25 protein-coding genes and 1 riboswitch are annotated in these 26465 nt (G+C 34.9%); of the genes, 3 read left to right on the forward strand and 22 right to left on the reverse strand.

The window, feature by feature from the left end:
- Positions 1-126: 126 nt before the first annotated feature.
- The 6 genes from CRO45_RS07290 to CRO45_RS07315 all read right to left on the reverse strand — a co-directional run bounded on the left by CRO45_RS07290 (position 127) and on the right by CRO45_RS07315 (position 6898).
- A complete protein-coding gene (locus tag CRO45_RS07290) occupies positions 127-606 on the reverse strand; it encodes a flavin reductase family protein (protein ID WP_097149009.1) in 480 nt (159 codons plus the stop codon).
- Between the two features lie 39 nt (positions 607-645).
- The gene (locus CRO45_RS07295) at positions 646-1638 is read right to left on the reverse strand and encodes a VOC family protein (RefSeq protein WP_097149010.1); all 993 of its coding nucleotides are present in this window, start codon (positions 1636-1638) and stop codon (positions 646-648) included.
- Between the two features lie 53 nt (positions 1639-1691).
- Entirely contained in the window at positions 1692-2891 is a 1200-nt protein-coding gene (locus CRO45_RS07300) for an acyl-CoA dehydrogenase family protein (protein ID WP_097149011.1), read from the reverse strand.
- Between the two features lie 35 nt (positions 2892-2926).
- Entirely contained in the window at positions 2927-3784 is an 858-nt protein-coding gene (locus tag CRO45_RS07305; RefSeq protein ID WP_097149012.1) for an alpha/beta fold hydrolase, read from the reverse strand.
- Between the two features lie 634 nt (positions 3785-4418).
- Entirely contained in the window at positions 4419-5861 is a 1443-nt protein-coding gene (locus CRO45_RS07310) for a RecQ family ATP-dependent DNA helicase (protein WP_097149013.1), read from the reverse strand.
- Positions 5852-6898: a helix-turn-helix domain-containing protein gene (locus tag CRO45_RS07315; protein WP_097149014.1), complete on the reverse strand. Its 1047-nt coding sequence runs from the start codon at positions 6896-6898 to the stop codon at positions 5852-5854. The genes CRO45_RS07310 and CRO45_RS07315 overlap by 10 nt, the downstream gene beginning before the upstream one ends.
- Before the next feature lie 105 nt (positions 6899-7003).
- Between CRO45_RS07315 and CRO45_RS07320 the strand changes: the two genes are divergently transcribed.
- Complete coding sequence (locus tag CRO45_RS07320) at positions 7004-7252, forward strand: ferredoxin (RefSeq protein WP_036176992.1); 249 nt, start codon at positions 7004-7006, stop codon at positions 7250-7252.
- Between the two features lie 111 nt (positions 7253-7363).
- On the opposite strand, the gene CRO45_RS07325 is transcribed toward CRO45_RS07320, so the two are convergent.
- Complete coding sequence (locus CRO45_RS07325) at positions 7364-8038, reverse strand: DUF1129 family protein (protein WP_097149015.1); 675 nt, start codon at positions 8036-8038, stop codon at positions 7364-7366.
- A 123-nt stretch (positions 8039-8161) separates the two neighbouring features.
- Here CRO45_RS07325 and CRO45_RS07330 point away from each other — a divergent pair, with 123 nt between their 5' ends.
- On the forward strand, positions 8162-8938 hold the full coding sequence (locus CRO45_RS07330; protein ID WP_097149016.1) for an enoyl-ACP reductase FabI: 777 nt from the start codon (positions 8162-8164) through the stop codon (positions 8936-8938).
- A 57-nt stretch (positions 8939-8995) separates the two neighbouring features.
- On the opposite strand, the gene CRO45_RS07335 is transcribed toward CRO45_RS07330, so the two are convergent.
- From CRO45_RS07335 to kynU, 7 genes are all read right to left on the reverse strand, one after another.
- Positions 8996-9724, reverse strand: coding sequence for a peroxiredoxin family protein (locus CRO45_RS07335; protein ID WP_097149017.1), 729 nt, complete (start codon positions 9722-9724; stop codon positions 8996-8998).
- Between the two features lie 153 nt (positions 9725-9877).
- Complete coding sequence (glnA, locus tag CRO45_RS07340; RefSeq protein WP_097149018.1) at positions 9878-11212, reverse strand: type I glutamate--ammonia ligase; 1335 nt, start codon at positions 11210-11212, stop codon at positions 9878-9880.
- A gap of 60 nt (positions 11213-11272) precedes the next feature.
- Positions 11273-11644 carry a MerR family transcriptional regulator gene (locus CRO45_RS07345; RefSeq protein WP_097149019.1) on the reverse strand — a complete coding sequence of 124 codons (372 nt, stop codon included), beginning with the start codon at positions 11642-11644 and terminating at the stop codon, positions 11273-11275.
- A gap of 243 nt (positions 11645-11887) precedes the next feature.
- The gene (kynB, locus tag CRO45_RS07350; RefSeq protein WP_097149020.1) at positions 11888-12520 is read right to left on the reverse strand and encodes an arylformamidase; all 633 of its coding nucleotides are present in this window, start codon (positions 12518-12520) and stop codon (positions 11888-11890) included.
- A 12-nt stretch (positions 12521-12532) separates the two neighbouring features.
- Positions 12533-13873, reverse strand: coding sequence for a sodium-dependent transporter (locus tag CRO45_RS07355; protein ID WP_408057115.1), 1341 nt, complete (start codon positions 13871-13873; stop codon positions 12533-12535).
- A gap of 118 nt (positions 13874-13991) precedes the next feature.
- The gene (gene kynA / locus CRO45_RS07360) at positions 13992-14828 is read right to left on the reverse strand and encodes a tryptophan 2,3-dioxygenase (RefSeq protein ID WP_235864552.1); all 837 of its coding nucleotides are present in this window, start codon (positions 14826-14828) and stop codon (positions 13992-13994) included.
- A 45-nt stretch (positions 14829-14873) separates the two neighbouring features.
- Positions 14874-16154 (reverse strand): kynureninase, encoded by a 1281-nt coding sequence (kynU, locus tag CRO45_RS07365; protein WP_097149023.1) that lies wholly within the window; start codon positions 16152-16154, stop codon positions 14874-14876.
- Between the two features lie 272 nt (positions 16155-16426).
- On the opposite strand from kynU, the gene CRO45_RS07370 reads away from it, so the two are divergent.
- Entirely contained in the window at positions 16427-17038 is a 612-nt protein-coding gene (locus CRO45_RS07370; RefSeq protein ID WP_097149024.1) for a TetR/AcrR family transcriptional regulator, read from the forward strand.
- Positions 17039-17100: 62 nt separating this feature from the next.
- Here CRO45_RS07370 and CRO45_RS07375 read toward each other — a convergent pair whose 3' ends face one another.
- From CRO45_RS07375 to resA, 8 genes are all read right to left on the reverse strand, one after another.
- A complete protein-coding gene (locus tag CRO45_RS07375) occupies positions 17101-17676 on the reverse strand; it encodes an ECF transporter S component (RefSeq protein ID WP_097149025.1) in 576 nt (191 codons plus the stop codon).
- A gap of 267 nt (positions 17677-17943) precedes the next feature.
- A riboswitch (FMN riboswitch) is annotated at positions 17944-18116 on the reverse strand.
- 282 nt (positions 18117-18398) lie between these two features.
- Positions 18399-19628: a hypothetical protein gene (locus tag CRO45_RS07380; protein WP_097149026.1), complete on the reverse strand. Its 1230-nt coding sequence runs from the start codon at positions 19626-19628 to the stop codon at positions 18399-18401.
- The gene (sigX, locus tag CRO45_RS07385; RefSeq protein WP_097149027.1) at positions 19615-20157 is read right to left on the reverse strand and encodes an RNA polymerase sigma factor SigX; all 543 of its coding nucleotides are present in this window, start codon (positions 20155-20157) and stop codon (positions 19615-19617) included. Before sigX ends, CRO45_RS07380 begins: the two co-directional genes overlap by 14 nt.
- A 111-nt stretch (positions 20158-20268) precedes the next feature.
- The gene (locus CRO45_RS07390) at positions 20269-22044 is read right to left on the reverse strand and encodes an ATP-binding protein (protein WP_097149028.1); all 1776 of its coding nucleotides are present in this window, start codon (positions 22042-22044) and stop codon (positions 20269-20271) included.
- Positions 22037-22753, reverse strand: coding sequence for a response regulator transcription factor (locus CRO45_RS07395; protein ID WP_097149029.1), 717 nt, complete (start codon positions 22751-22753; stop codon positions 22037-22039). Before CRO45_RS07395 ends, CRO45_RS07390 begins: the two co-directional genes overlap by 8 nt.
- 212 nt (positions 22754-22965) lie before the next feature.
- A complete protein-coding gene (ccsB, locus tag CRO45_RS07400) occupies positions 22966-24153 on the reverse strand; it encodes a c-type cytochrome biogenesis protein CcsB (protein ID WP_097149030.1) in 1188 nt (395 codons plus the stop codon).
- A 36-nt stretch (positions 24154-24189) separates the two neighbouring features.
- Positions 24190-25851, reverse strand: coding sequence for a cytochrome c biogenesis protein ResB (gene resB, locus CRO45_RS07405; protein WP_097149031.1), 1662 nt, complete (start codon positions 25849-25851; stop codon positions 24190-24192).
- A 12-nt stretch (positions 25852-25863) separates the two neighbouring features.
- Entirely contained in the window at positions 25864-26397 is a 534-nt protein-coding gene (gene resA / locus CRO45_RS07410) for a thiol-disulfide oxidoreductase ResA (RefSeq protein WP_097149032.1), read from the reverse strand.
- Positions 26398-26465: the final 68 nt, after the last annotated feature.

Here is a 26465-nt window from a genome sequence, read left to right on the forward strand (position 1 = left end):
TTTAAGTGCGCTTAAAAAAGGAAATTGAGATGTTGAATGCTTAATGAATTTCCAATTTTGATGTTTTTCTAGGTTGACATTTCACCACTGTGCTTATTTCAAGTACTTTTATATTTTTTGTATGAATTAAACTGTTTTTATCTCGCATTCTACTAATTCTCGATATTTGCCACTATAGAAGATTAACGGATCCCCATCAGTTACGTTAATATCTAAAACTTTACCGATAAATAGCGTATGATCACCTTCTACATGTTCAGCTACGACTTCGCAACTCACTTGTGCAAGACTACCAGGAAGAACAGGTAAACCAGCTAGTTGATCAAATACAATTTCAATTTCTTCTTTAAGTTGTCCAGCAAAGGCCATTGAATATTTTTTCTGGTCTGCTGCTAAAATGTTAACAGCAAACTTCTTACTTTTTTGTACTTTTGGTAAAAAACGAGCTTTATGCCCAATTGAAACGACAACTAATTTAGGGTCCAAAGAAACAGACATAAAGGCATTAGCTGTCATTCCATGAATCTCATTTTCGTCTTGAGTTGTCACAACAGTTACCCCAGTTGCAAATTTCCCCATCGCATCGCGGAATAGACGATCGTCCATGGTAAACCCTCCTTTTAGTAAATGAACGGAGCTAAATGCTTAGCTCCGTATTGGTTTCTTATCGTCATACACTTTAATTGTCGGATTGTTTTCAGGTTTCGTATCCATTTGGTCTCCCCAATATGTGAAACCAATATCCATTTCATCAATACTCCAAACGATTGGCTCCCAATCTGGCTCAAAAATTAAATAACCGTTTGTAAATAGTTCTAATCGTACACCACTTCCAGGGTCAATCGCGTAAATATACATCGCTTGAGAAATACCGTGCTTACCAGGACCTTTAAAGAAAATACCATTTTCTTTTAAGATGTCTGCAGCACGTAATAAATCCTGTGAGTTGTCTAACCAGTATGATACATGGTGAATTTCTTGAGTGGATGCAGCAAATGGATCGTGACTAATTGCAATATCATGAACCAAAGGTGTTACACTTAACCATGCTCCTACTAAATTACCATCCGGAGTTTGAACGCATTCCCTTAGGTTAAACCCTAATTGGTCTTGTAAAAAGTCCGATAAATCATTTGCAAGTAACGAAGTTAAAATATTTACATGGTCAATTCTTCTTGGTGATACACCACGAGCCCACGATTTATGAGATTGGTTTTTTAATACAGAACGTGACTCTGGAGAAGCTAAAGTTTTTTCCATCTTGAAGTAAATTTCGAAAGTATGTCCACTTGGCAATTCAAAACGAAATGCTTTGCCTTGCCCTGCTTCTGTTCCTTCATCGACCCAACGAATTTCAATACCTGCTTGCTCTAACTTTTTCGCAAAAGCATCAACATCTTCTTCTCTTTTCGTACGCCATGCAATATGGTCTACGTGTGATTCTTCCCCTTGACGAAGTGTCATTGTGTGGTGTTCAAAATCTCCCCATGCGCGTAAATAATGAACCCCATCTTTCACTTCTGTTTCTTCTAAACCGACAACCTCTTTGAAAAACCATAGAGACTTCTCTAAATCTTTCGATACTAATCCAAAGTGTCCTAATTTTGCAATTTCAGGTGTTCTAACTTCGTTACTCATATTACATCCCCCTTAAATATGAATTGAAAATATATCCCCTTATTAATTGTACATTAGACGAAATACGTATTTGGTTCTAAACCGCACATAACGCGACCATATGTTTCTACTAAACTCGAAGGTGTAATAAACCCGTGCAAATGCATTGATAAGAAATCTCGATAGAATAATTGGAATAAATTATTATTGTATGAAAATACAGAACCTGCTCCAGCAGTCATTAAGTCAATAGCTTCTTTACAAAGTTGATTTACATATCCAAAATCTGCCTTTATTTTAATGTTTTCTTCAACCGTTAACTTTTGACCATTCGAAGAATAGTTATCTAAAATATCTACCGCTCGATGTAATAACAGTTCTGCAAGATCAATTTTCATCTGCGTTTCTCCAACTTGTAAATGTGTTACAGGTGCCTCATTCATTTTCGTATAGAATGTATTACCAATACCTGCTTTTTTAACCCGTTCCATGTGTAAATCCATTGCACCTTTAGTAATTCCTAATGCAGGTGCTACAATGGACAACGTAAGAGAGGGTACAAATGGTGTTTGATATAACGGAACATCTCGTAACTCTTCGATCATGTAATGACCTTTCGTTGCTAAACGATCAAGGGATACACGATGTTCAGGTACAAATACATTTTCTAAACGTACACTGTTACTTCCTGAACCTTTAAGCCCCATAACATTCCAATCGTCTAATACGATTGCGTCTTGAATTGGGACTACCATGATTGCCATCTCTATCCCACCGTTACCATCATCCACAGGGAATCCAAAGTATAGCCAATCAGCATGCGGGCTACCTGAAACAAAAGGCCATTGCGCCTCTTCTATAAAATAACCGCCCTCTACTTTTTTCATTTCAATTTTGATAGGTTTAAAATTTCCCGCTAAAATTACGTCATTATTATGATTTGGACCGAAAATATCGTTTAACGCTTCACGACCAAAAGCATATGAAATCATATAATCACGAATATTACTTAACGCCACAAACCATCCTGCCGAGCCATTTCCCCTTGAAATTGCCGTAACAACTTCGATATACGTCCGCATATCTGTTTGATATCCGCCGAACATTTGTGGACGTAACACTTTTAACAAGCCATTTGATCGTAGCTGTTCAATTATCTCTTTTGATAATTCGCTTTTTTGATCGATCGTTAACCCTTGTTCTCTAAGTAGTGGAATTAAACTGTTTGCCCGTTCGACTAGCATCTTTCTCGTATCCGTCAATGTTTGTTCCATATCCCCACACCCCTTATTCGATTTTTAATATTCGATTAAACCGGACTAGCAACTTTTGTTCTATCAAAGAAGTCTTTTGTTAATTTAATAAATTGTTCTTTTTGTTCGATTTGTGCCCAATGTCCACAACGTTTAAACACATGTAATTCTGCATTTTCCAAATAATCAAGAACGTATAAACTGCTCGCTAGCGGTACAAAACGGTCTTGGTGACCATGGATTAGTAAAAATTCGTTGTTCATACGTTTTAATGCCGATGGAGGAACTAACATATCTGACAGATGCGATTTCGTAAAGTTTTCTTCATAAGATTTTCTTACTTCAGGTCGGTTAAACAATTCCATACGTTCTTCTACAATCGAATCTAACTTATCTTCCATTCCTGACATGTCATATAAGAACCAACTTAGTAGATTTTTAAGTGCTTTAGGTGTAGGATCTTTATGGAAGTTTGCTAATTTAGCTAATTCCGGAGTTGGCTCAGTTAAACCGCCACCTGCACCCATAAGTACGATACGGTTAAATCGTTCAGGACTGACCATAACAAGATTTAAAGCAATAACCCCTCCAAGTGAATTACCGACTAAATTCGCTCTTTTAATTTCCAAAGTATCCATTAAATCGATCACTTGCTGGACTCGCCAATTCATCCACTCCACACCATTGGCTGGATAATTAGTAGGATGATCTGTTTCTCCAAATCCTACTAAATCAATGGCTAACACATGATATCTATCAACATATTGTGGTAATACGTCTTTCCAGTTCGAATTTGCACTCGCTCCAGGACCACTACCATGTAAAAAGATAATTACTTCTTCGTTTTGTGTACCGCCTTCATGGAGTAACGTTTCATAGTTACCTGTTTTTACTTTGCGCGTTAAAATCGTCATAATAAAACACCCCTTATATATGAATTGAACATTGAAGTCGCAGTTCAACAACTACCGGACACCGAATTTAGTTATATATTGCTTGATTGTAAACTTTTCACGACATTTCGTTGCTTACCTAAGTCAATCGAGCCATCAACAGATGCAATTGTTGCTTCAATCACATCACCATCATTTAAATAGTTTCCTAATGCATGTTGTCTATCTTAAAAATTCTTCAAAATTTGTTGGATTAGAGTGCAATTTATAAATTTCTTCTCCTTTAAAACACCAAAAAATTGTTCATCATATATCTTAAAACGAACAAAACTCAACCCCATCCTTACTATCACCCCGTATTATTTTGCTTTACTGCAAATAATTATTAAAATCTACTTGATTGAACTTAAATAAGCGCTTACAACTGTTATTGAAATTGTATAGTCAATATTTTAAATAATCAATATTTTTCGAAAAGTCGGTAAAATGTTTCCTAATCAATAACGATTTTCTGTAAGTTTTTATTGGAAAATTTTTAAATAAGCATAAAGTAAGTGAATTTCGGTATATTAATTCAGTTAAAGAAACTAAGTATCTAAATTAGATAAAAAAAGATAACTCCACATTTGAAGTTATCAATAAAGACTAGCGTGTTTTAATTTCCAATTAATATGCTCTTAATACGACTCTGCCACGAATCAAGTTGGGCAGGAATTTCATCTATTTTTCTCGGTTCAATTATCTCTTCGTAATGAACACCACAGCATTCACAACAGTTGTTCGGGCGATCTGTTAACTCTTGTCCAAAATAGTGAACAAGCACTTTTCTCATACAATCTTCCGTTTGAACAATTTTCGTCATCTCATCGACAGCTTGGATTTTTTCAATTCGCATTTTATGTAATAACTGACCGACTTTTTCACTTGAGTGCTCATTCATCCAGTAATCTAGTACACGAAAAGCAGTTTCTGAGATTTCACCGTTGTGAAACATTGTTAAAGGATTTTCCCCTCGCGAGCGATAAATTTCATAAAGTCCAATATGATGATCTGTAGGTAAATCATCAGTAGCTAGTACCTTCGCAAAATTTGCATCACCCTCAACAAATAACAAAATTGCTAAAGCATCTTGCCCGTCTCTACCTGCTCTACCTATTTCCTGCATATAATTTGCTATATTTGAAGGAAGGGTATGGTGAATAATTTGGCGCACATTATCTTTGTGTACCCCCATACCAAAAGCATTGGTTGCAACGATCCACTTAATTGATCCTTCTATAAACTGTTGTTGAATAAATTGACGGTCTAGCGCTTCTTTCCCCGCATGATAACTCGCCGCTTGAATTCCAGATTGAATTAGTCGATTACTTATACCTTCTGCTTTAGAACGTGATTGTGTATAAATAACGCCAGGTCCATCAGTCTCTAAAACGTGCTGAACAATCCAATCTACCTTATCCTCTTGTGTCTGAAATTCTCTCCTAGATAGATGAATATTTTTTCGGTCAACTGAATGTATATATTGATAGGGCTCGTCCATTTTTAAATAAGTTTGAATGTCTCCAAGAACTTTGTTTGTCGCAGTTGCCGATAATGCTAAAATTGGTGGTCTATTTTCATAATGGAAGAGTTCTCCCATTCGCAAATAGTCTGGTCTAAAGTCAAACCCCCATTGGGAAATACAGTGAGCCTCATCCACAACAATTAAAGAAAGGTTTACTTGCTTCAATCTTTCACTTACTTGCTTTTGCAAAAGCATTTCAGGTGAAATGAAGATAAAACGATAATGATGTAACAAATTTAAAGCCGCTTGTTTTTGTTGCACAGTTAAAAATGAATTTAAGGCTACGACACGTTTTTCCCCAAATTGCTTCATTTGGGTAACTTGATCTTGCATTAAAGATAATAATGGAGAAACGATTAATACAGAACCATTAAAAAAATAACCTGGTAATTGATAACATAAGGATTTCCCCATTCCTGTTGGTAACAATGCAATTACATCACGTCCATTAATTACTTGCTCAATTACTTCTTTTTGACCTGGCCGAAAGGAACGATAACCAAAATGTCGAAATAAAATATCTTCTAATTCCATGTGTCATTATCACCTCTTGCTAAAACAAGTCGTAATTGAAAATACGATAAATTCGGTACTACTTCATGTAATACTTTCAGTTTCTTCGTTTGATAGTCCTCAATTGCTTGCAATACTTTTTCAATATCCTCTTTACTTAAAAATCGGTCATACGGAAATTTCCGCTCATTCATTGCAAGTTCAACAATATGATCTTCAATTGTACTCGATTTTAAATTTCGTATCGCACTAATTTCATCTATTGAATATCCCTTTTTGAATAATTTTGCTGTCGTATTTGCTGATTCAGTTAACGTCAGTTCAATACGGACTTGTGTAGCAACTTCTGAAAGAAGAGGAAACTTTGTTTCGTTGAATGAAACTTCATTGATCCAACTTTGTAAACATGAAATGTACAATAATTGAACGTCCATTTCACTTAAGTTTTCATGGTTACTTAGTTGTTGCCACGTAAATCCTGGTTGGTTTACACCACTTAATCTATTGACAACAATTGATTTTTCTCGGTCATCTACTTCGATTTTTTCCAAACTTGAAATAATTTCTTCCAATAATTTAGATTGTAATTCCCCATTTTGATATTGGTGCCGAACTAAAAAATTTTTGACCCACAGTTGAATTTGATCATTCTGTTGTATGGGAGCAAATTTCATGTTTCCAATAGTATGATAAGATAATGTTTGAACAATTAGTGACAAGCGGGCAAAAAAGATATGTTCATTTCCTCTGTAATGCCAACCATCGAAAGAGAGTTTCATAGGTTGATTTAAAAATGTTTGTCCTAATTCAGATATGACATACCGATTTTCAGGTAAAATAGTTATGTATTGTTGATCTGATAAACGCTCTATTTGCTCATCAAATTGCTTTCTATTTAATTTTGGTAATATACCAAAATAATCATGTAAATTGAATATCCCTACATCTTGAATTGTTTGGCCTGAGCGCTTGCCTCTCAACAGATGGAATACTGCCGAAACGGTTCTTTCACCGTTGAATTGACCAAGTAAATTTAAGACTAAAGTTTGAAATATCAAATTCAAACCCTCCAAAATTATAGTATTATGTTGAAAAGTCGACTAATCCGATTTAGAATGAAGAGTGTGCTCTTATGTAGCTGACGGAAAAAAGGAGAGAAAGAAATGCCAAAATTTACAATTGTAGATAAAGATACATGTATTGCTTGTGGCGCTTGCGGTGCTGCAGCCCCAGATATTTATGATTATGATGATGAAGGTATTGCCTTCGTTATTTTAGATGATAACACGGGAACAACAGAAGTTCCAGAAGATCTACTAGAAGATATGCAAGACGCATTTGAAGGCTGTCCAACTGATTCTATTAAAGTTGCAGACGAGTCATTTGATGGAGATCCATTAAAATATGAATAATAAAAGGACATGGTTGCCCATGTCCTTTTTATTTGCGGATAGGATTAATATCTTTGTTGGTAATCCGCATAAGGATAACATCAGCTTGACCTATATTGGGTCAAACTGATGTTATACTAATGCTTCTCTATACTTTTTCAATATATAACTTGCTAGTAAGAAAAAGCATCCCAATCCAAAGGGAGTGTAATAGGTAATTGTCATTTCAGGGCCAAATGGTTCTACGAGGAAATTAATTAAGAACCCTACTGCAAAAAGAAGACCCACTAAAATACTAAGAGTCCATGTAGCGACTTTCTTCTTCTTTTCATCTGTGAATGCACTATTTCTCAATACTTTAATTATTAAATAAACTAATAAAATCATACTCGCGATGAGTAATATAGCGGATATAGCAGCAGAACCTATATGAATAATAGGATCTTCTTTTTTCACAACTGGCCAAATCCCCCATATTATTAAGAACCATCCAAATAACGTGAAAATAATTTCAAGACCGAATTCTACAATACTTTTCGTATTTTCCTGTGGAAGTGATTGAATCATTTCATTTGCCAATTGTTTCGGTGAGGAACCGAACAATTCTTTAGCTGACTTTCCTTCTTGTTGTGCATCTAATAATTGATTTAACAAATCTAGTAATAATTCTTCGGTTGCTCTCTCATTTTTAAATGGTTTCATTCTAATATAAATAAGCAAATCACTAAAATACGATTCATTGTCTGGTGTTAATAATTTTCGTTTTTCGTTATTCTGCTCTATTAATTGTTTTATAGTTAACTTCATTGTATCCCTCCGAATTAAAGGTACTACAATTCTATTGATATTTACAGGATTTACTGTTAATATTTATATTAGTAGTTGGTACTAATAACTGATATTATTTGATCATAAAGGGGCCGAATTTAAATGGACTTATTACAATTAAAAGATAAAAACATCGTCGTAATGGGCGTTGCAAACGAACGAAGCATTGCTTGGGGAGTTGCCAAAAAACTATTAGAAGTTGGGGCAAACGTTATTTTTACATATCGTAAAGAACGTTCAAAAGGAAAAATTGAAAAAGTTTTAGCAGATTACACAGAATATAACACTGACGTAGTACAGTGTGATGTAAACAGTGATGAAAGCATTGCAAACGCATTTAATGAAATTGGAGAAAAATACGGAGTTATTCACGGCTTAGTACACTCTGTTGCCTTTGCAAACGCTGAAGACTTACACAATCGTTTTGTTGAAACAACTCGTGATGGCTACGCATTTGCACAAGATACGAGTGCTTATTCATTAGTTGCTGTTGCTAAAGCAGCTCGCCCTTATATGTCCGAAGGTGCATCGATTGTAACGATGACTTATTTAGGAGCAGAACGTGTGTTAGATGGTTACAACGTAATGGGTGTTGCTAAAGCAGCCCTTGAAGCATCAACTCGCTATTTAGCTTACGACCTAGGTGCTGAAGGGATTCGTGTAAATGCAATTTCAGCTGGAGCAATCCGAACGTTAGCGGCGAAAGGTGTTCCAAGCTTCAATACAATCCTTCATCAAATTGAAGAAAAATCTCCATTAAAACGAAACGTAACTTCTGATGAAGTTGCGAATATGACAATGGTTATGTTAAGTAACCTATCAAGCGGTGTTACTGGAGAAATTATTTATGTAGACTCTGGATACAACATTATGGGATAAAATACGAGCACCTTACACAGTAAAATGTGGAAGGTGCTTTTATTGATTTATGTTCACTTAATTGTCGATGAGTTCATGTAACATTTCGTTCGTAAGTGGTCCAATGACCTGTTTATCGAGATTTCCGTTTTCATCAATAATATAAGTAGTTGGGATTGTTAAAATTTCGTAACTATTAGTAATTTCTCGTTTCTCATCTAACAAAATTGGATAGGTAATTCCATAGTATTCTCTAAATTCACGAATGACATCTATACCAAGGTCATCATTTGTTATATTTAAACCAAGTAATACTACTTCTTCGTCATTCATTGATTCCTCATAGAATTTTTGCAATTCGGGTACTTCTTCTTGGCATGGCGGACACCAAGTTGTCCAAAAGTTAAGAATGACTTTTTTACCTAAAAAGTCGGAAAGTTGGACTGTTTCACCATCTAATGTTTTCGTAATAAATTGTGGCGCTTGGTTACTTACATCAATCACTTCTGTCGTATTTAATTCATGTGTATGCCCTTCGTGACCGTAATCTGAATGGCTATCTATTGGACTCTCTTGATGATGATCATGTACGCTTTCTTCCTCATGGGTATCAATTTCTATCTCGTTTAGTTCTGGAAGAACAGTCGTTTCAGAATGATCCTCCTCAGCTATTTCAATTCCATGACTTCCAATCGCAATTGGTTGATGACTAGAAGATTTTTGTTGAAATAAATTAGAATAAATCGTCCATATAAAAGCACCTATAAGAACTGTAACTAGAATGTAATTCATCCACTTCTTTTGCAAGATTCCCTCCCCTTTCAACCTAAATCCTAAAGTTATCCCTTTTTTCAATATATGTCTTCAATCTGACATCATGAAAACTTTTAGTAGATGCAGTAGAGGGTGTGAGGAACGAAAAAAAGATGCTAGCATAAACACTAGCATCATCTTTTAAGATTAATAGACTTGAATGTATTGCTCACGTTCCCAAGGGTGTACCGCAACTCGGAACATATCAAACTCTAACTCTTTAGCTGCTTTAAAATTGGAATAGATGTGTTCACCTAAAGCTTCTTTAATCACATTATCTTTCTCTAATTCTGTTAATGCTTCTGCTAATGATCCAGGCAAGTTATCGATTCCATTTTCTTTTAATTCAGCAGGACTCATAACATAGATATTACGATCGACTGCTGCTGGAGGAGTTAAGCCGTTACGGATACCATCTAAGCCTGCTTCTAAAATAACAGCCATAGCTAAGTAAGGATTTGCTGAAGGGTCTACAGAACGTAATTCAATTCGAGTAGATAACCCTCGAGATGCAGGAATACGGATTAACGGAGATCGGTTACGTGCCGACCAAGCGATGTAACATGGTGCTTCATAACCTGGGACTAATCGTTTGTATGAGTTTACTAGTGGATTTGTCACAGCTGTAAAGCCACGGGCATGTTTCATAACTCCTGCCATAAATTGACGGGCTGTTTCAGATAATTGTAAATCCGCGCTTTCATCCCAAAACGCATTTTTGTCTCCACTAAATAACGAAAGGTTGGCGTGCATACCTGAACCATTTACTCCAAATAACGGTTTCGGCATAAATGTTGCGTGTAGTCCATGTTTACGAGCAATTGTTTTAACAACTAATTTAAAAGTTTGAATATTGTCACATGCTTCAATTGCGTTCGCATACTTAAAGTCAATTTCGTGCTGACCTGGTGCAACCTCATGGTGAGATGCTTCAATTTCAAAGCCCATTTCCTCAAGTTCTAACACAATATCACGTCGACAATTTTCACCTAGATCGGTTGGAGCTAAATCAAAGTATCCACCTGAATCATTTAATTCCATCGTTGGGTCGCCTTTTTCATCCAATTTAAATAAGAAAAACTCTGGTTCTGGTCCGAGATTGAAACTTGTAAAACCTAATTCTTCCATATTTTTTAATAATCGTTTTAAATTAGATCGTGGATCACCAGCAAAAGGAGTACCATCTGGATTTGTAACATCACATATTAGACGGGCTACTTTTCCTTTTTCAGCTGTCCAAGGAAAAATCACAAATGTATCTAAATCTGGTTTCAAATACATATCTGACTCTTCAATACGTACAAACCCTTCAATTGAAGATCCGTCAAACATCATTTTATTATCTAACGCTTTATCTAATTGACTTAACGGGATTTCAACATTTTTAATCGTCCCAAGAATATCTGTAAATTGCAAACGAATAAATTTAACCCCTTTTTCCATTACGATTTGTTTAATGTCTTCTTTTGTGTACTTACTCATTCCATTCACTCCCTTTTAAAATTTTACAAACTATGAATCTAGTCATTTTACTTTACACATTCAGCCGGATAGATCCCCTTGTCGCAACGATGTTTTTTGCACGGTTATCACTTGTTGTATTTCATCACGGAGTATTGACCGAAATTTCGCATAGGATATTGTTGCGATGTTAGAATTAGTTACACAATTACTTTTCATAGCAAATACCTTCTTAATTCCTGCCATATTAATTCCTTCGTCAAGAAGTTCTCGGATTTCTAATAATGAATCAACATCATCTAATGTAAACATCCTACGATTCCCTTCTGATCGTACGGGTTCAATCAGATTATGCTCTTCATAATACCGAATTTGCCTTGCTGTTAACTCGGTTAATTGCATAACCATACTTAATGGGAGTAACGGCATTGTTCTTCGATCTTCTGGACTCATTAACAACTCCTCCCTTTTATGTTTTTTATTTTACTTTATGTTATGTATAATTTCAATTTGATGTTATAAAATATAACATATAAAATTTAGATACATTTAATCGCATTATTAGATAAAAATCCTCCTATTTTCAATGAAATTAAAGATTTATTCAAACGAAATATGTAAGAATATCTAACAAAATCGACGTGTATACAATAAAAAAACACGAAATTCACTTTACGCGAATTTCGTGTTTAACTATTAATCTTCAATTTTTCTAATAACAGCACGGACCGGTGCACCATCTGCACCTTCGATGTGTAATGGTAATCCGATAAAATCATACAATCCAGGTGTTACATGTTGGAGCATCAAATTCTCTATAATTTGGATGCCATTTCGATAAAGCGCGTGGTGGGTATCTAATACTTTACTATCCAGAGGATCGACTGACGGAATATCAACGCCTAGTAATACGATTCCCTTTTCTTTTAAAAATGATGCTATTTCAGGATGGAGTATTGGCACACTTTCCGGAAATCGGTCAATTTCAACTTCCTTTTTTAGTTTAAATAACACACGCTTTACTTCTCGAAAATCAATCGATTTTAAATGTTCAACTCTTATTTCTTTATATTCCGTTAAATTAATAACAAGAGCTTCTCCAATATAAATGTTCACATCCATTTGTTCAATGGTAGGTGCATTTACGTCAAAGTGGTACGGTGCATCAGCATGCGTCCCAGTATGGGTACTAGTTGTAAACCGTCCTATATTAACAGAACCTGTATCTTCTTTCAAATAAGCCAATTCAAAGTGGAACGCAGTATCCCCAGGCCATGTTGCAATCGTATTTCGAAATGGTTGTGTTATATCGATCCAATGTTGTTTCAATTTCGTCACCTTCTAATAACTCATTAATGAGAATGCTAAAACAATTACAATGACTACTGGCACAACGTATGTCATTAAAGTTCTATATAATTTGTAGTATCCAATACCCATCGCACTTCCTTGCAATAACTCATCTCGTACTAATTCTTTCTTCATCACATGGATGATAAATATTGCTATTAATAAGTTTCCTATTGGTAAAATCATGTTTGAAACAAAGAAGTCTGTTGTATCAAATATATTTCTACCAAATATAGATACATCGCTTAATACACTATAAGTTAATGCGGAAGGTATGGAAGCGATAAAAACAATCACGCCTAAAATGGCCGTTAGTTTAACACGTGAAATTTTTAATTTTTCAATAAGTGCTGCTACAATAATTTCATACATACTGAATGATGACGTTAAAGTAGCAAATAAGAATAGTATTAAAAACATCGCTAAGAATACTTCACCGAACCCCAATTGACTAAATGCAGCAGGTAATACGATAAATAATAATCCCGGACCTTCTGCAGGCTCCATCCCAAATGTAAATACGACTGGAAAAATAGCTAAACCTGCAAGTAAAGATACGAAAATATTTAAAATAACTACTGAACCAGCTGACTGTGGTAAACTTACGTCCTTCTTTAAATAAGAACTATATGTTACAAGACACGAGAATCCGACAGCTAAAGCGAAGAAAGATTGCCCCAATGCATATAGAATCGATTCGCCTGTTGTATTTGAAAAGTCTGGCCACAAGAAGAACTTCAGCCCCTCTGCAGCACCTTCTAATGTTAATGCACGAACAACTAGAATAATAAATAAAATGAATAATAGCGGCATCATAAACTTATTCGCTTTTTCAATACCGTTTTGGACACCTAAAGAGATAATGATAACATTAACAAGTGTAAATAACGCCAAACCAACTAATGTAACCCACGGCGTACCAATGACATAATTGAAGAAATCTCCTGGATTGACGTTTGGATCAATAATGCTTCCTGTAAGTGAAGCGCCACTATACACAAAGATCCAACCGCCTACAACACTATAAAATGATAATAATAAGAAACAGCCAATAACTCCTAATTTCCCTATCCAAGACCAAACCGGTTTATCTGGTGATAATATTTTATAAGCTGTAACGGCTTCCTTTTGAGTATTACGTCCAATAATGTATTCTGATAATAACATTGGAAGACCAATTAGTAGAGTTAGAAGTACGAAAATTAAGAAGAACGCACCACCACCACTTTGACCTGTAACATATGGCATCTTCCAAATAGCCCCGAGTCCAATTGCAGCACCCGCAGAAGCTAATATAAAACCAACCTTACCCGTCCATTGACCTGAATTCAAAACTTTAACCTCTCTTTCGATCATAATTTAGTAGATTATAACATTTCTTACAAATTACTAAATTCTTACTAGAATTCATTAAAACACACACACGGACTACTTGGAAGTACATTTTTAATTATAAATTTGTTCGAAGATCCCATAGTTCAGGGAAGAAACGGTGATCTAATACTTTCTTCAAATAATTCACGCCGGAAGATCCACCAGTTCCAATTTTAAATCCAATAATTCGTTCTACCGTTTTCATATGTCGGAATCGCCATTGCTGTAACCAATCTTCAATATCTACTAGTTTCTCACCAAGTTGATATAAATCCCAATATTTATCTACATTCAAATATACCTCTTTCCAAGCTGCCGCAACGGATTCTTCTCCTCCATACGTTATACTAAAATCTCTAGTTAGTAATTCTTTATTAATCGGAAGACCTTCCCTTGCTAATGCTTGAATTGATACATCATAAATGCTTGGAGCTTTGAATGCTTCATCTAACACTTGTGAAAGCGCTTTATCTTTTTCGTAAATTTTTAAAATATGCTTTGTTTTATACCCTAAAGCAAACTCTATTAGACGATATTGATAAGATTGAAAACCAGAGGCTTTCCCTAACTTATCGCGGAACTCTAAATATTCTGAAGGTGTCATCGTTGATAGTACATCCCATGCTTGAATAATTTGCGTTTGAATTTTCGTTACACGGGAAAGCATTTTAAATGCGGGTTGCATTTTATTTTGTTGAATTGCCGTAATGGCACTCTTCAATTCATGTAAAATGAGTTTCATCCATAATTCACTTACTTGGTGAATGATGATAAAGAGCATTTCATCATGATGATTTGAAAGTAATTTCTGACTTGATAGCAATTGGTCTAACCCTAAATATTCACCATAAGTCATATCATTTTTAAAGTCTGTATGAATTCCTTTTTCCTGTTTCAACTTTTCATGTAACATAGAAATGGATTGATTATCCATAATACCACCCCCGTTTTTATTATCCTAAGCAATAACATCCCTTTGGTTTTCAAAACGTTTATACTTGTTTTCTACCATAATAGATTTCAAGATTTGTACAGTTTCCCAAACGTCAGTATAAGAAGTATATAAAGCAACCGGTGCTAATCTTATACCGTTTGGTGCACGGAAATCTGGTATAACCCCTTCTTCTTTCAACGCCTTACAAATTCGTGCAGCTTCTTCATGAACTAAAAAAATATGTCCCCCACGTGATACATCATCTGATGGATTACCAAATGTAAATCCATAATCAGAAACCTCAGTTTCTATTAACTCCATCATATAATTTGTTAATTTAATAGATTTCTCACGGATCGCATCAATCCCCGCTTCATTAAACAATTCAAGTGAGCCATATAATGGTGCCAAACTTAAAACATGCGGAGTACCTAATTGATATGCACCAGCAGTAGTAGCTGGGGTCATTTCAATATCAAGATCAAACTGCTTTGTTTTATCAGAGCCAAACCAACCTAATAATCCTGGAGTTTTCCCTAAATGTTTTTCATGTACAAATAGACCTGCTACCGCCCCTGGCCCACCATTTAAATGTTTGTAGTTACACCAAAATGCAAAGTCTACACCAATATCGTGCAACGAATGTGGAATGGCACCTACTGAATGACATAGGTCAAATCCAATAATGATTCCTTTTTGATGTGCAGCTTCTGTTAACTTTTTCATATCTAATATTTGACCGCTACGATATAAAATAGACGGTAAAACAATTACTGCTACTTCGTCGTTCATCGCTTCAATAATTCGATCTTCGGCTAAAGTATGACCATCCTCACTTTTTACGAGAATTAGGTGTTCATCTGTTTCAAAACCATGCAAACGAATCTGGCTTTGAATTGCGTAAAGATCTGAAGGGAAGTTTAATTCATCCGCTAATATTTTTGTTTTTCCTTCTTTCGGGCTATAAAAAGTCGCTAACAACTGATGTAAGTTACTTGTTGTAGATCCTGTCATAATCACTTCCTCAGCTTTAGCACCTACTAATGGTGCACACATTTCTCCTAGCTTTTCTGAAAGGTAAAACCAAGGATACTCCCCCTTAGTCCAACCGTCAATTCCATGTTCCTTCCAAGAGTTTAATAGAGATAATAACGTTTGTTCCGATCGTTTCGATAGTAATCCTAATGAATTCCCGTCCATATAGTAAACACCGTCTCTAATGTAAAACTCATTTTTAAAGCTGTTCAGTTGGTCTTGTTGATCAAGCTGTTCAGCGTAATTACGAGTTAATAGATTTAATGTCATTTTAAACACCTTCCCTTTTTAGAATATTCTGTAATTTATTTATATATCATATGTTGACATCGTGTCAACATATTATTGGAATACTATGTATATATTTTCTCGGTTATTTCATGTATTTTTGTATATATGTGGAAAATATAAAACAAAATCTAATTTTGGTTTGTAGCATAAGGTGCGGTTCAAAAGTTGGAATGGTGCTTTTGAATTTAATATTTTAAAATAGAATTTAAAGGGCTAAAAAGGACGCTTTTACTTAACATAGGAGGATATCGATGGAACGTACTGGTGACTTAACAAAAAAACAACAACAAGCTTACCAAACACGAAAAAAACTTTTAGATGCAGGCTCAGAAATGTTCTTAATACATGGTTTTCAAAAGTGTACAATGACTCAAATCATAAAAAAGGCTCAAGTTGGCTACGGTACTGCCTATGTCTATTTTCCAAATAAAGACACACTCTTTGCTGAACTAATTGATCATATAGTAGTAGAAATGAAAGAGGTAGCCAATATTCCTTTTCAACCTACTTCGACTGATGAAGCAATCGATCAAATCTATCACCAAACATTAAATTTTTTAACTGCAGGCTTAAGTAAGAAAAAAGTATTTCTAGTTATTGAAGAAGCAATCGGTTTATCTCCAATTGTTCATCAAAAATGGCAAAATGTCCGGGATGAATTTACCCAAAGTATTGAAAGAGATATTCGATTTGTTCAAGAGCAGGGATTAGCAAAGAAAGAAATAATACCAGCAATAATTGCGAAAAGCTGGTTTCATATGAATGAACAAATGCTTTGGGAGTTAATAAAAAATGAGGATTTTGACGTCAGCGAAATTGCTAGAAATATTACTACGCTCTATACTAAAGGACTGTATTATTAATTTACTCCAAATGAAAAGGTCGACCAATTTAGGTCGACCTTATTTATATTAACATATTAATTTTATAATAAATATTGAGCTCTTTGGTTTGCAATCCATTTGTTCATTGTACGGAATAATACAATTGCTACAAACATTAGGAGAATCCCTTTAATTACATTGAAAGGTAAAATTCCTAGTACAACAGTTTCGTACATATTGAATTCCCAACCAAGTAATGCCGCATACATTGGAAGGAATGCGAAATAGTTTAACACACTCATACCAAGTGACATCGTTAATGTACCAACGATTAAACCAACTGTTAACCCTTTTATGGAAGTAAATTTTTTATAGATATAATAGACTGGTAGGATAAATAAAATGCCTGTTGCAAAGTTAGCCATATGACCAACAGGAATTCCTGTAGGTGCACCTGAGAAAATCCAGTCTAGTAAGTTTTTAAAGAATTCAACTAAAATACCAGCAATTGGTCCCATAGTAATCGCTGCGATTAATGGCGGTACGTCACTAAAGTCAATTTGTAAAAATACAGGGAACCAAGGTAGTGGGAATTTAATGAGCATTAATAAAAATGCAATACTACTTAACATCCCGATTGTTACGTAAGATCGTAATTTCATGTTTTGACTACGCATAACGAATCTCTCCTCTTTGCTGATTCAACTCGCAAGAAGAAAGGACAGTCTAATTTTCGTTTCCTAAAATGAAAAACCCTTATGCAAAAAAGAGCATAAGGGAGAATAGGTATAGTTAAATAAACGTCTATCCGGGTTAAATGTATGTTAAAAGCAATCTAAATCGGAATTTAGATATACTTAAATAAGCACAGTTATGTAAAAATTACACAACAATACTTAAACATACAGTTACCTTTCATTAAAGTTCACGAAAGACGACCGTACCTTCACCTTCTCCCATCCAGACTATACTGTCGGCTTTGGAATCGCACCAAATCCTGCTCTAAACGAGCTCGCGGGCTGAAAAAGTTAGGTAGCATATTCCTCCAAGTGAATGGTCAGAATTGCAAACTTCTATTACCGCCGATCGGGAATTTCACCCTGCCCCGAAGATGAATCATATTTAATTTTTTATTATGATTTCATTATATATTGTAACTTTGTTTCTGTAAAGATATTTGTTCGAATTCGAGACTTTCAGAATAGTAATAACAATTCATATTGGTAATTTGATATAGAATTTCATGCTTTTCTTTTACTTTTCACTAGAATTTATCCTTCGCTCAACTATTAGTAGCAAGTTTCTGTTATCGTAAACGGTTTTCTTGAATAAAATTTATGCTTCATTACAAAAATAAAAAACCCGCGCAAGCGCGCGAGTTCTCTTAATTTGTACACTACTATTGAATAACCAGCGGAATTTTATTCGGCCCGACTGGTATTGGTAAAGGATTTGTAAAGTCAAATCCTCCCCAATCCGTTTGAACTACATTTTCAAACTTCACATCCATGTCAAAGCTTGCAGCAGTTAATAAAATCCCCTCAACCATTTGCATTGCTTCCATTGGATTAAAGTTTTCTAAATCTAGCTGAGATGTAAATTCTACCGTTACAGTGCTTCCATCAACAGAAACTGTATAGTCTACTCCAGGTAATATAACTGATTGGTATATATCATTATCCTCAATCTTCATGTCTTCAAGGGCTTCTTCAACAGTTTCATAAGACCTTCTGCCATTCGTTGATAAATATACTGATCCATCATTTTGAGTAGTTTTAAAATAATTAAATTGAGTATATTCAGAGTGCAACGGTAATGGCTCACTTTCTTCCCCAACTTGGTCAAACACAACACGAGTACCATCTTCGTTTAAAAATACAACTTCACCATAATCTTTAAAGGTATCAATTAAGGATCCAGTATAACTAGCAATTGTAGCTGAGGCAGTATCATAACCATGACCAGCTGGTAACGTGTGAATTACTTGGTTCCCATTTTCTGATATAACCCCTTTATACGGGTGATAATCAACAAAACCAATTGCCCCTTCGTCAAACAATGGAGCATAATAATTATATAGTTCCACACTAGTCGGTTCAGCTTTCCCCAAATCCTCCATTACTTGTTCGTTTGGTATTAAAACTGTAATTGGAATACTATCCACTTGGTCACTTATTAAACCTATATGGAAAACCGTAAATCCTTCCAAATCCTCAGGATAAACAGAAGTTCTTAAATGTGCCCCAGAATCATCGGCCATAATGCTCATTTCCCTAGAATCTTGGCTTATTTCACTTTCTGCAGACTCTGAACTAAATGTATTCAAATCATTAGACTCTTCTTTTAAATCCATTGATGTAGTTGAAAACTCCATATTTTCACTATCCATTTGATTCAATAATGAAGGAATCATCAGTGCAAATAAAGCGATTGCAGCTACAGCGATTAGAGGAGGTATCCAGTTACGTTTTTTCTTAATGGTTACAGGTTTTTGTGAAGGCTTATCATCAAACACACCATCGTCTTTAAGTCGTTGTAGGATCTCATCTTTTGTGCGGGTATCTTTTATTTTCGGAACAGAAGAAAGCAGATTTTCTATTTTGTCATCATCCCACTTATTTTGACTCATGTGACTTCGCCTCCTTTGCTGTTTCTTTTGTCAGTAATTCTCGTAGATGTTTAATCGCTCGATGTTGCGTTGTTTTCACTTTTCCTTCAGTCCAATTTAATATTTCTGCTGTTTCTGCAATAGATAGTTCTTGAAAATAGCGCATCACTACGACCATCTTCTGGTCACCGGTACATTTTTCTAACGCTTCTAGTAATTCCCTCATATCATCATTTAATTCAGCTAATGCATCAGGTGATTTTGTATTAGATACGAGTTGATTCGTTTCCCAGTCAAATGCATCGAACGTACGAGATGATCTAACAGAATTTTTTCGAAAGTAATCAATAGCTACATTTTTCGCTATAGCAAAAAGCCACGTTTTTTCAGAACTCTTGCCCTCAAAGCGATCGTAAGATTTTAACACTCTTACATAAACTTCATGTGACAAGTCTTCAGCTACTGATCGATTTTTTACTAAATAAATTAGAAACTGAAAGACGTCCTGATGGTAAGTATCATATAATCGATGGAAAATGGATTCATTCATCCATAACAACTCCCACTCTACTAAATTTGTCGTTTTAAAAACTGAAAAGTTTCTCCTAAACCTTTTAAAAAAGCAGGGAAAATGCATTCCCTGCTATTGTAAACTATTCCATTATAACGGTAAATAAAAAGTAAATGTTGTGCCCTTACCTACTACACTATCCACTTTAATATTTCCCTTATGCGCCTCTACAATATTTTTTGCAATGGCTAATCCTAAACCAGTACCACTTTTTGAGCGCGTTCTTGCTTTGTCCGCTTTATAAAATCGTTCAAATACGAAATGCAAATCTTCTTGAGGAATACCTTCACCAGTATCAGAAACTTGAATTTTTGCATAGGAGAGTTCTATTTCTAATGAAACAGTAACGCTGCCTTCTTGTGGTGTATGTCGTATAGCATTATCAATTAAGTTTGTTAATACTTGTTCAATCCGGTCTTCGTCAAACTCAACATGAAGATCATCTGAAAGATCTGTTTCAAATTCAAGATGAACGTGCTTTTCTTTTGCAATTTGTGCAAACTTTTGAGTGATTCGTTCCAAAACGTGTACAATTGGCATATTTTCCTTAAATAATGTAACATTACCCGATTCCATTCTTGCTAAATCTAACAATTCAGAAACAAGTCTTCCCATACGTTGGGATTCATCGTAAATAATACGAATCATTTCATTACGTTCTTCTTCACTAGAAACAACATCATCAATAATTGCTTCAGAGTAACCTTGTAACATTGCAATCGGTGTTCTAAGCTCATGTGAAACGTTTGCGATAAAATCAGAACGTAATTTTTCTAATTTCTTTTGTTCCGTCATATCTCGAATGACAGCAACGGCTCCACGGATTGATTGGCCATTATTTTTCAAGGGGCTAATTGAAATGTTATAACTAGATCTATTTATATCTAGTTCTTCCTCGATCTTATCTTCAAATTCAAGAACATGATCAAGCATATGATATATTTCTGCAGGTATTGGACTATTATTATTAGCATCTTGTTTTAAGTACCACTGTTGAAGTAATTTTTCAGCCGGTGGGTTGCTCAATAAAATAGTCCGATCACGATTAAACGTAATAACCGCGTCTGTCATGGACGTTAAAATACTTGATAATTGTTCTTTTTCCTGGTTAATCACTTCTAAATGATGTTTCAATTGACGGCCCATTTGGTTAAACGCAACTGCCAATTGACCAATCTCATCATTTTGTGTTGAAGGCAATTGACTATCGAATCTTCCTTTTGCTAACTCAAAGGCATGTTCACGCATTTTTCTTAACGGTAATGTAATTTTACTCGATAGGAAAAACGCAAAGAACGTCGTTAACAAGAAAGCGATTGCTGCGGACAAGAAAACAATTTTTGTTGTTTGACTAGTTGTCTTATGAATCGCATCCGGGTTTTGGAAGATGAAAATTGCTCCGTGAGTCTCTGTCTCACTCTTAAGCGGATAACCTAACACGACGTAGGATTCAAGGGTACCTTCTTCCTTTTGTGACGGAAGAATGATTTCATTAATGATTTGTTCGTCTGTTTCAAAAACTTTATCAAATGCTTCATTTGATAAGATTTGTTGCTGGATTTTTTCTTGATTCAATCCCGTTTGAAATGATGATGATACTTCAGTTCGATTTTTCGCAATAAAAGCATTCATATCATCACTTATTAAGTCAGCAATAATTTCGTCTAAATACCGATCTACTTCGTATTCATCGACAATATTTGCGATTGTTGCTGCTGTATGACTAATTGAAGATTTAGCTTGTTCTTTATGGTAATTATCGAAAAACTCTAAGATTAAAACCGTGAAAATGAACAATACAAATGAAACGAGAAGCAATATGGTTGCCCATAGCTTCCCGACGATACTATTCCATATTCTAGTCATTGACTACCTCAAATTTGTAGCCAACGCCCCATACAGTGACAATCATTTTTGCAGCATTTTCAGAGACACGATTTAGTTTTTCACGTAAACGTTTTACATGAGTATCTACCGTACGTAAATCTCCGAAGAAATCATAGTGCCAAACTTCTTTTAGTAATTGCTCACGGTCAAATACTTTATCTGGCGATTTTGCTAAAAAGTATAATAATTCATATTCTTTCGGTGTAAGGTTCACTTCTGTTCCATCTGCAGTTACACGGTGTGCATCGTGATCAATTGTTAAATGTGGAAAAACTACTAAATCCTTTGAAGCAGATGTATTTGAGACAGGTGAGAATGCTGCTGAGCGACGTAGAATCGCTTTAACACGTAATACAACTTCACGAGGACTGAATGGTTTAACGATATAATCGTCAGCCCCTAACTCAAATCCTTGTACTCGGTTTGCTTCTTCACCTTTTGCAGTTAGTAAAATGATTGGTGTTACTTTCTTTTCACGCAGTTCCTGACAGACTTGAAGTCCATCTTTCTCTGGCATCATAATATCTAATAAAATACAGCTGTATTCTTTCTCAAATGCTTTTGAGAGAGCAACTTCGCCATTTTCAGCTTCATCTACCTCATATCCTTCTCGCTCTAGATACATTTTTAACAAACGACGAATTCTATCCTCATCGTCTACGACTAATATAGAAATATTTTCAGACATAGGTTTTACCCCTCTCATTCTTCTCTACTATTATTGTACTATTTATGCAAAAAAATGAAAAGATTATAAAGCGAAACAGTCATTTTGTCAGTATTTAAATGCTATTTCAATAGTGCCATATTACTTAATTAATAATATCTATGTAAATGTTAAATAGAAAGAAAGCTCTCCTAAAATAAGAAGAACTTTCTATTCAATCTATTAATAGGATATTAAGCGTAAGAGTGTAAACCTGCTATTACTAAGTTAACTACAACTAAGTTAAAGATAATAATTGCAAAACCAATTAATGCAAGCCATGCACTTTTGTTTCCTTCCCAACCTTTAGATAAACGTAAGTGAAGGAATGCCGCATAGAATAACCACGTAATTAGAGCCCATACTTCTTTTGGATCCCAGCCCCAGAATCGGCCCCAAGCTTCTTGCGCCCAAATCATTGCAAATACTAGCGCTCCAAGTGAAAATACTGGGAATCCAATTAAAACTGAACGATAACCGATTTCGTCGAATAGTTGTAAATTTACTTTCTTAACTAACGGTTGAAGCATATCAGCAATTCGTCTTCTAGTAATTAAACGAATTAAAATATAGATAATCGTACCAGCAATGATCGACCAAACAACTGTCGTTAATTTTAATCCATGGATAAATGCTGGTACTTCAATTAATGGATCCATTGCGCCTTCAGTTAAAGTAGTTGACTCATTCATACCGAAAATCGCAGGAACATTATAAATAATTTGTTGTTCAATACCGTTTTTATCAACATAAGAATATTGTGCTTCATATCCTGCAACATTAAACACAGTTGAAACGACAATATTACCTACTATAAGAACTAAGAAGTATAGAATAGCTTCAAGCCAGAAACGTTGTTTTCCTTTTTTCTTTGTATCTACATCTTTTAATAAATAGATTAACCCTGCAACTGCACTAATTGCCAAGATCGATTGACCAAGAGCAGCTGTAATAACGTGAATTGTTAACCAGTGACTTTGTAATGATGGTACTAATGGTGTAACTTCTTGTGGGAACATTGCAGCCCAACCTATGATTAATAAAGCGATTGGTAAAGCAGCTAGTCCAAGAGCTGTAACACGGTACATAAAATAAATTAAAATAAATGCACCAACTAGGAACATCCCAAATGCTGTAGTAAATTCGAACATATTACTTACAGGCGCATGGCCAGAATAAATCCAACGTGTAATAAAGTATCCTAAATGTGCAAGGAAACCAATGATTGTTACTAGAATCGCAATACGTCCCCATTTGTTCGCTCTATTTTGTGCACCATCTGGTTTTTTGCTCTTAATAGATCCCCCAATTAAAAGTGTAGCAACTAAATATGCTATAAACGCGACCTCTAACAAAGTGCCACTTAAATCAATTAAACTCATAAGGTGTAGTCACCTTCCCTTTTTATATTAAAACTATTACGATTCTTCTTTTTTATCTTCATCGTTTTCAGTTTCTTTTTCGTCATCTAACTGGTCAATATATTGTGGTAAATGTGCATATTCTGTAATTGCATCAAGATCTTTCTTTATACTAAACCAGTTTTTGTTAGTATGTGCTGCAAGACGAATGCGTCCATTTTCAAATTGTTCGATCCAAATTCGACGATGATTCCAATAAGATCCAATAGCTAGACCTAATAAGAAGATAAATCCACCAACAAATAATATTGGAATTGTTTTATCCATTCGGATTGTTAAACCTGACATATTAACTGTATCTATACCAGAAAACGCCATTTTATAAGTATTATCCCCAGTTGGCTCTACTGTTTGTTGAATAGCTACAAAACTTATTTCACCATCAGGATGTTCAGGTGTTATCATATTAAAAATAAATGCCGGGTTATTAGGGTTCGGTGATAATGTTTGTGGAGCACCTTCATTATTAAATCCAGAAAAATCAGGATAATATTCCATTAACTCCACTTTTATATTTTCATCAATGATATATTCTTTCTTAGGATTTCTTAAATCAATAGCTACTTCTCCTAATGAAACACCAGTATCCTTATTTGTTAACTGGAACGACATTTCTTTTAATTCATTTAGTCTAAAATCCATTTGGTATAATGCATAACCATCATGCTCTAAAGGGTGGTTTACTCGAATTGAATATTCTTTCACCACTTCTAACTGATCCGTTTGACCTGGTACCGCATCATCAGCTTGCTTATATAACACAATATCCGTTTGATAGTTTTTTGCAACCGCATTCACACCTTGCTGAATCTGTGCAGTTGTCGGGTCATTATCATGCGTTTCGAATATAAACTCTTTATTTTCTAAAAAGTAACCGTCCATACCAGGGATCGCGCGAGTCTCACCTTCACGTATCCACATTGACTCATCCACATAGATTCCTGGAAACTTGTGCAATAACACACCAACTAAGAAAATAATTAAACCAAGATGGTTAATATAAGGACCGTATCGGGAAAATCTTCCTTTTTCAGCTAGAAGTGCCTTTCCTTCACGACGAACTTTATAATTTAATTTTTTCATTTTTTCTTCTACTGCATCAATTGTATTTGAAGAATCACCTGTTGTTACAGTACCTTCAGCAATGACACGTTGACGCTTCATAAAACTTTCATGACGACGGACACGTTGATTTTTTAATGATTTATGTAGAGGAATTCCACGGTCGATACTAGCAACAATAATTGAAATACCTAACATTGCGACAAGAACGAGATACCAAATTTGGTTGTATAAATCCGAGAAACCTAAATTATAATAAAGCTTACCAAAACTACCATAAGATTCTTCGTAGAATGCAGCTCTACCTGCTTCGTTTCCTGCTTCAACGAACGCTTCTTGTTTAAGAATTGTCCCAATGGAAGATACAACTAATGTAATGATTATTAAAGCGACACCAACTTTTACACTAGAAAAGAAATTCCATACTTTGTCAATTATCGATTTGTTATATGTTTTAGATCGAATAGCAGAACCGTCGTACTTCATATCTAAAACCTTTTGAGATTTAGCTTCTTCCGTTAGTGGTCTACCACAGTTTGCACAGATTTTCGTTCCAACAGGGTTTTCATGACCACAAACGCAAACAACGTTTTTCATAATTCAGAACTCCTATTCTGGTTTAATCATTTCCATATGAGAAATGATGTCTGCTTCTTTCATTTCACCTGTTTTAATTTTTACTACTTTACCATTAGGATCGATAAAAATAGATGCTGGTAAATCTATGACATTATAAGCAGTCATTACATCTCTTGTTTTATCAATAACGGTAGGAAAATCGACACCCAGATTATTTAAAAAGTTTTGAACTTCAAACTCGGATTGTGCAATATTAATTGTAAGTAGATTTACACCTTGATCTTTGAATACATCATATTGTCGGTCCATTGCAGGCATTTCTCTTTTACAAGGTTCGCACCATGTTCCCCAAAAATTTAACATGACGCCTTCACCTCTATAATCTGAAAGACGATGCTTTTTACCGTCTAAGCCAACAAGTTCGAAATCGGGTGCAGTGTCTCCTTCTGTTAATAATTCCACTTTATCTTTCGTGAATGAACTGTAAACAGTAAATCCTATAGCAATTACTAATACAGCTAAAATTACACCACGAATAATAGAGCGCTTTCTTTTTTTATCCATTTGAGCATTACCTCCCCAATTTTAACAGTCTTCTCTATTATAACAAATATCTATTTTAGTACTTTTAA

Origin of the sequence: Ureibacillus acetophenoni, from assembly GCF_900220965.1 — a bacterium.
Classification (GTDB): Bacteria; Bacillota; Bacilli; order Bacillales_A; family Planococcaceae; genus Ureibacillus; species Ureibacillus acetophenoni.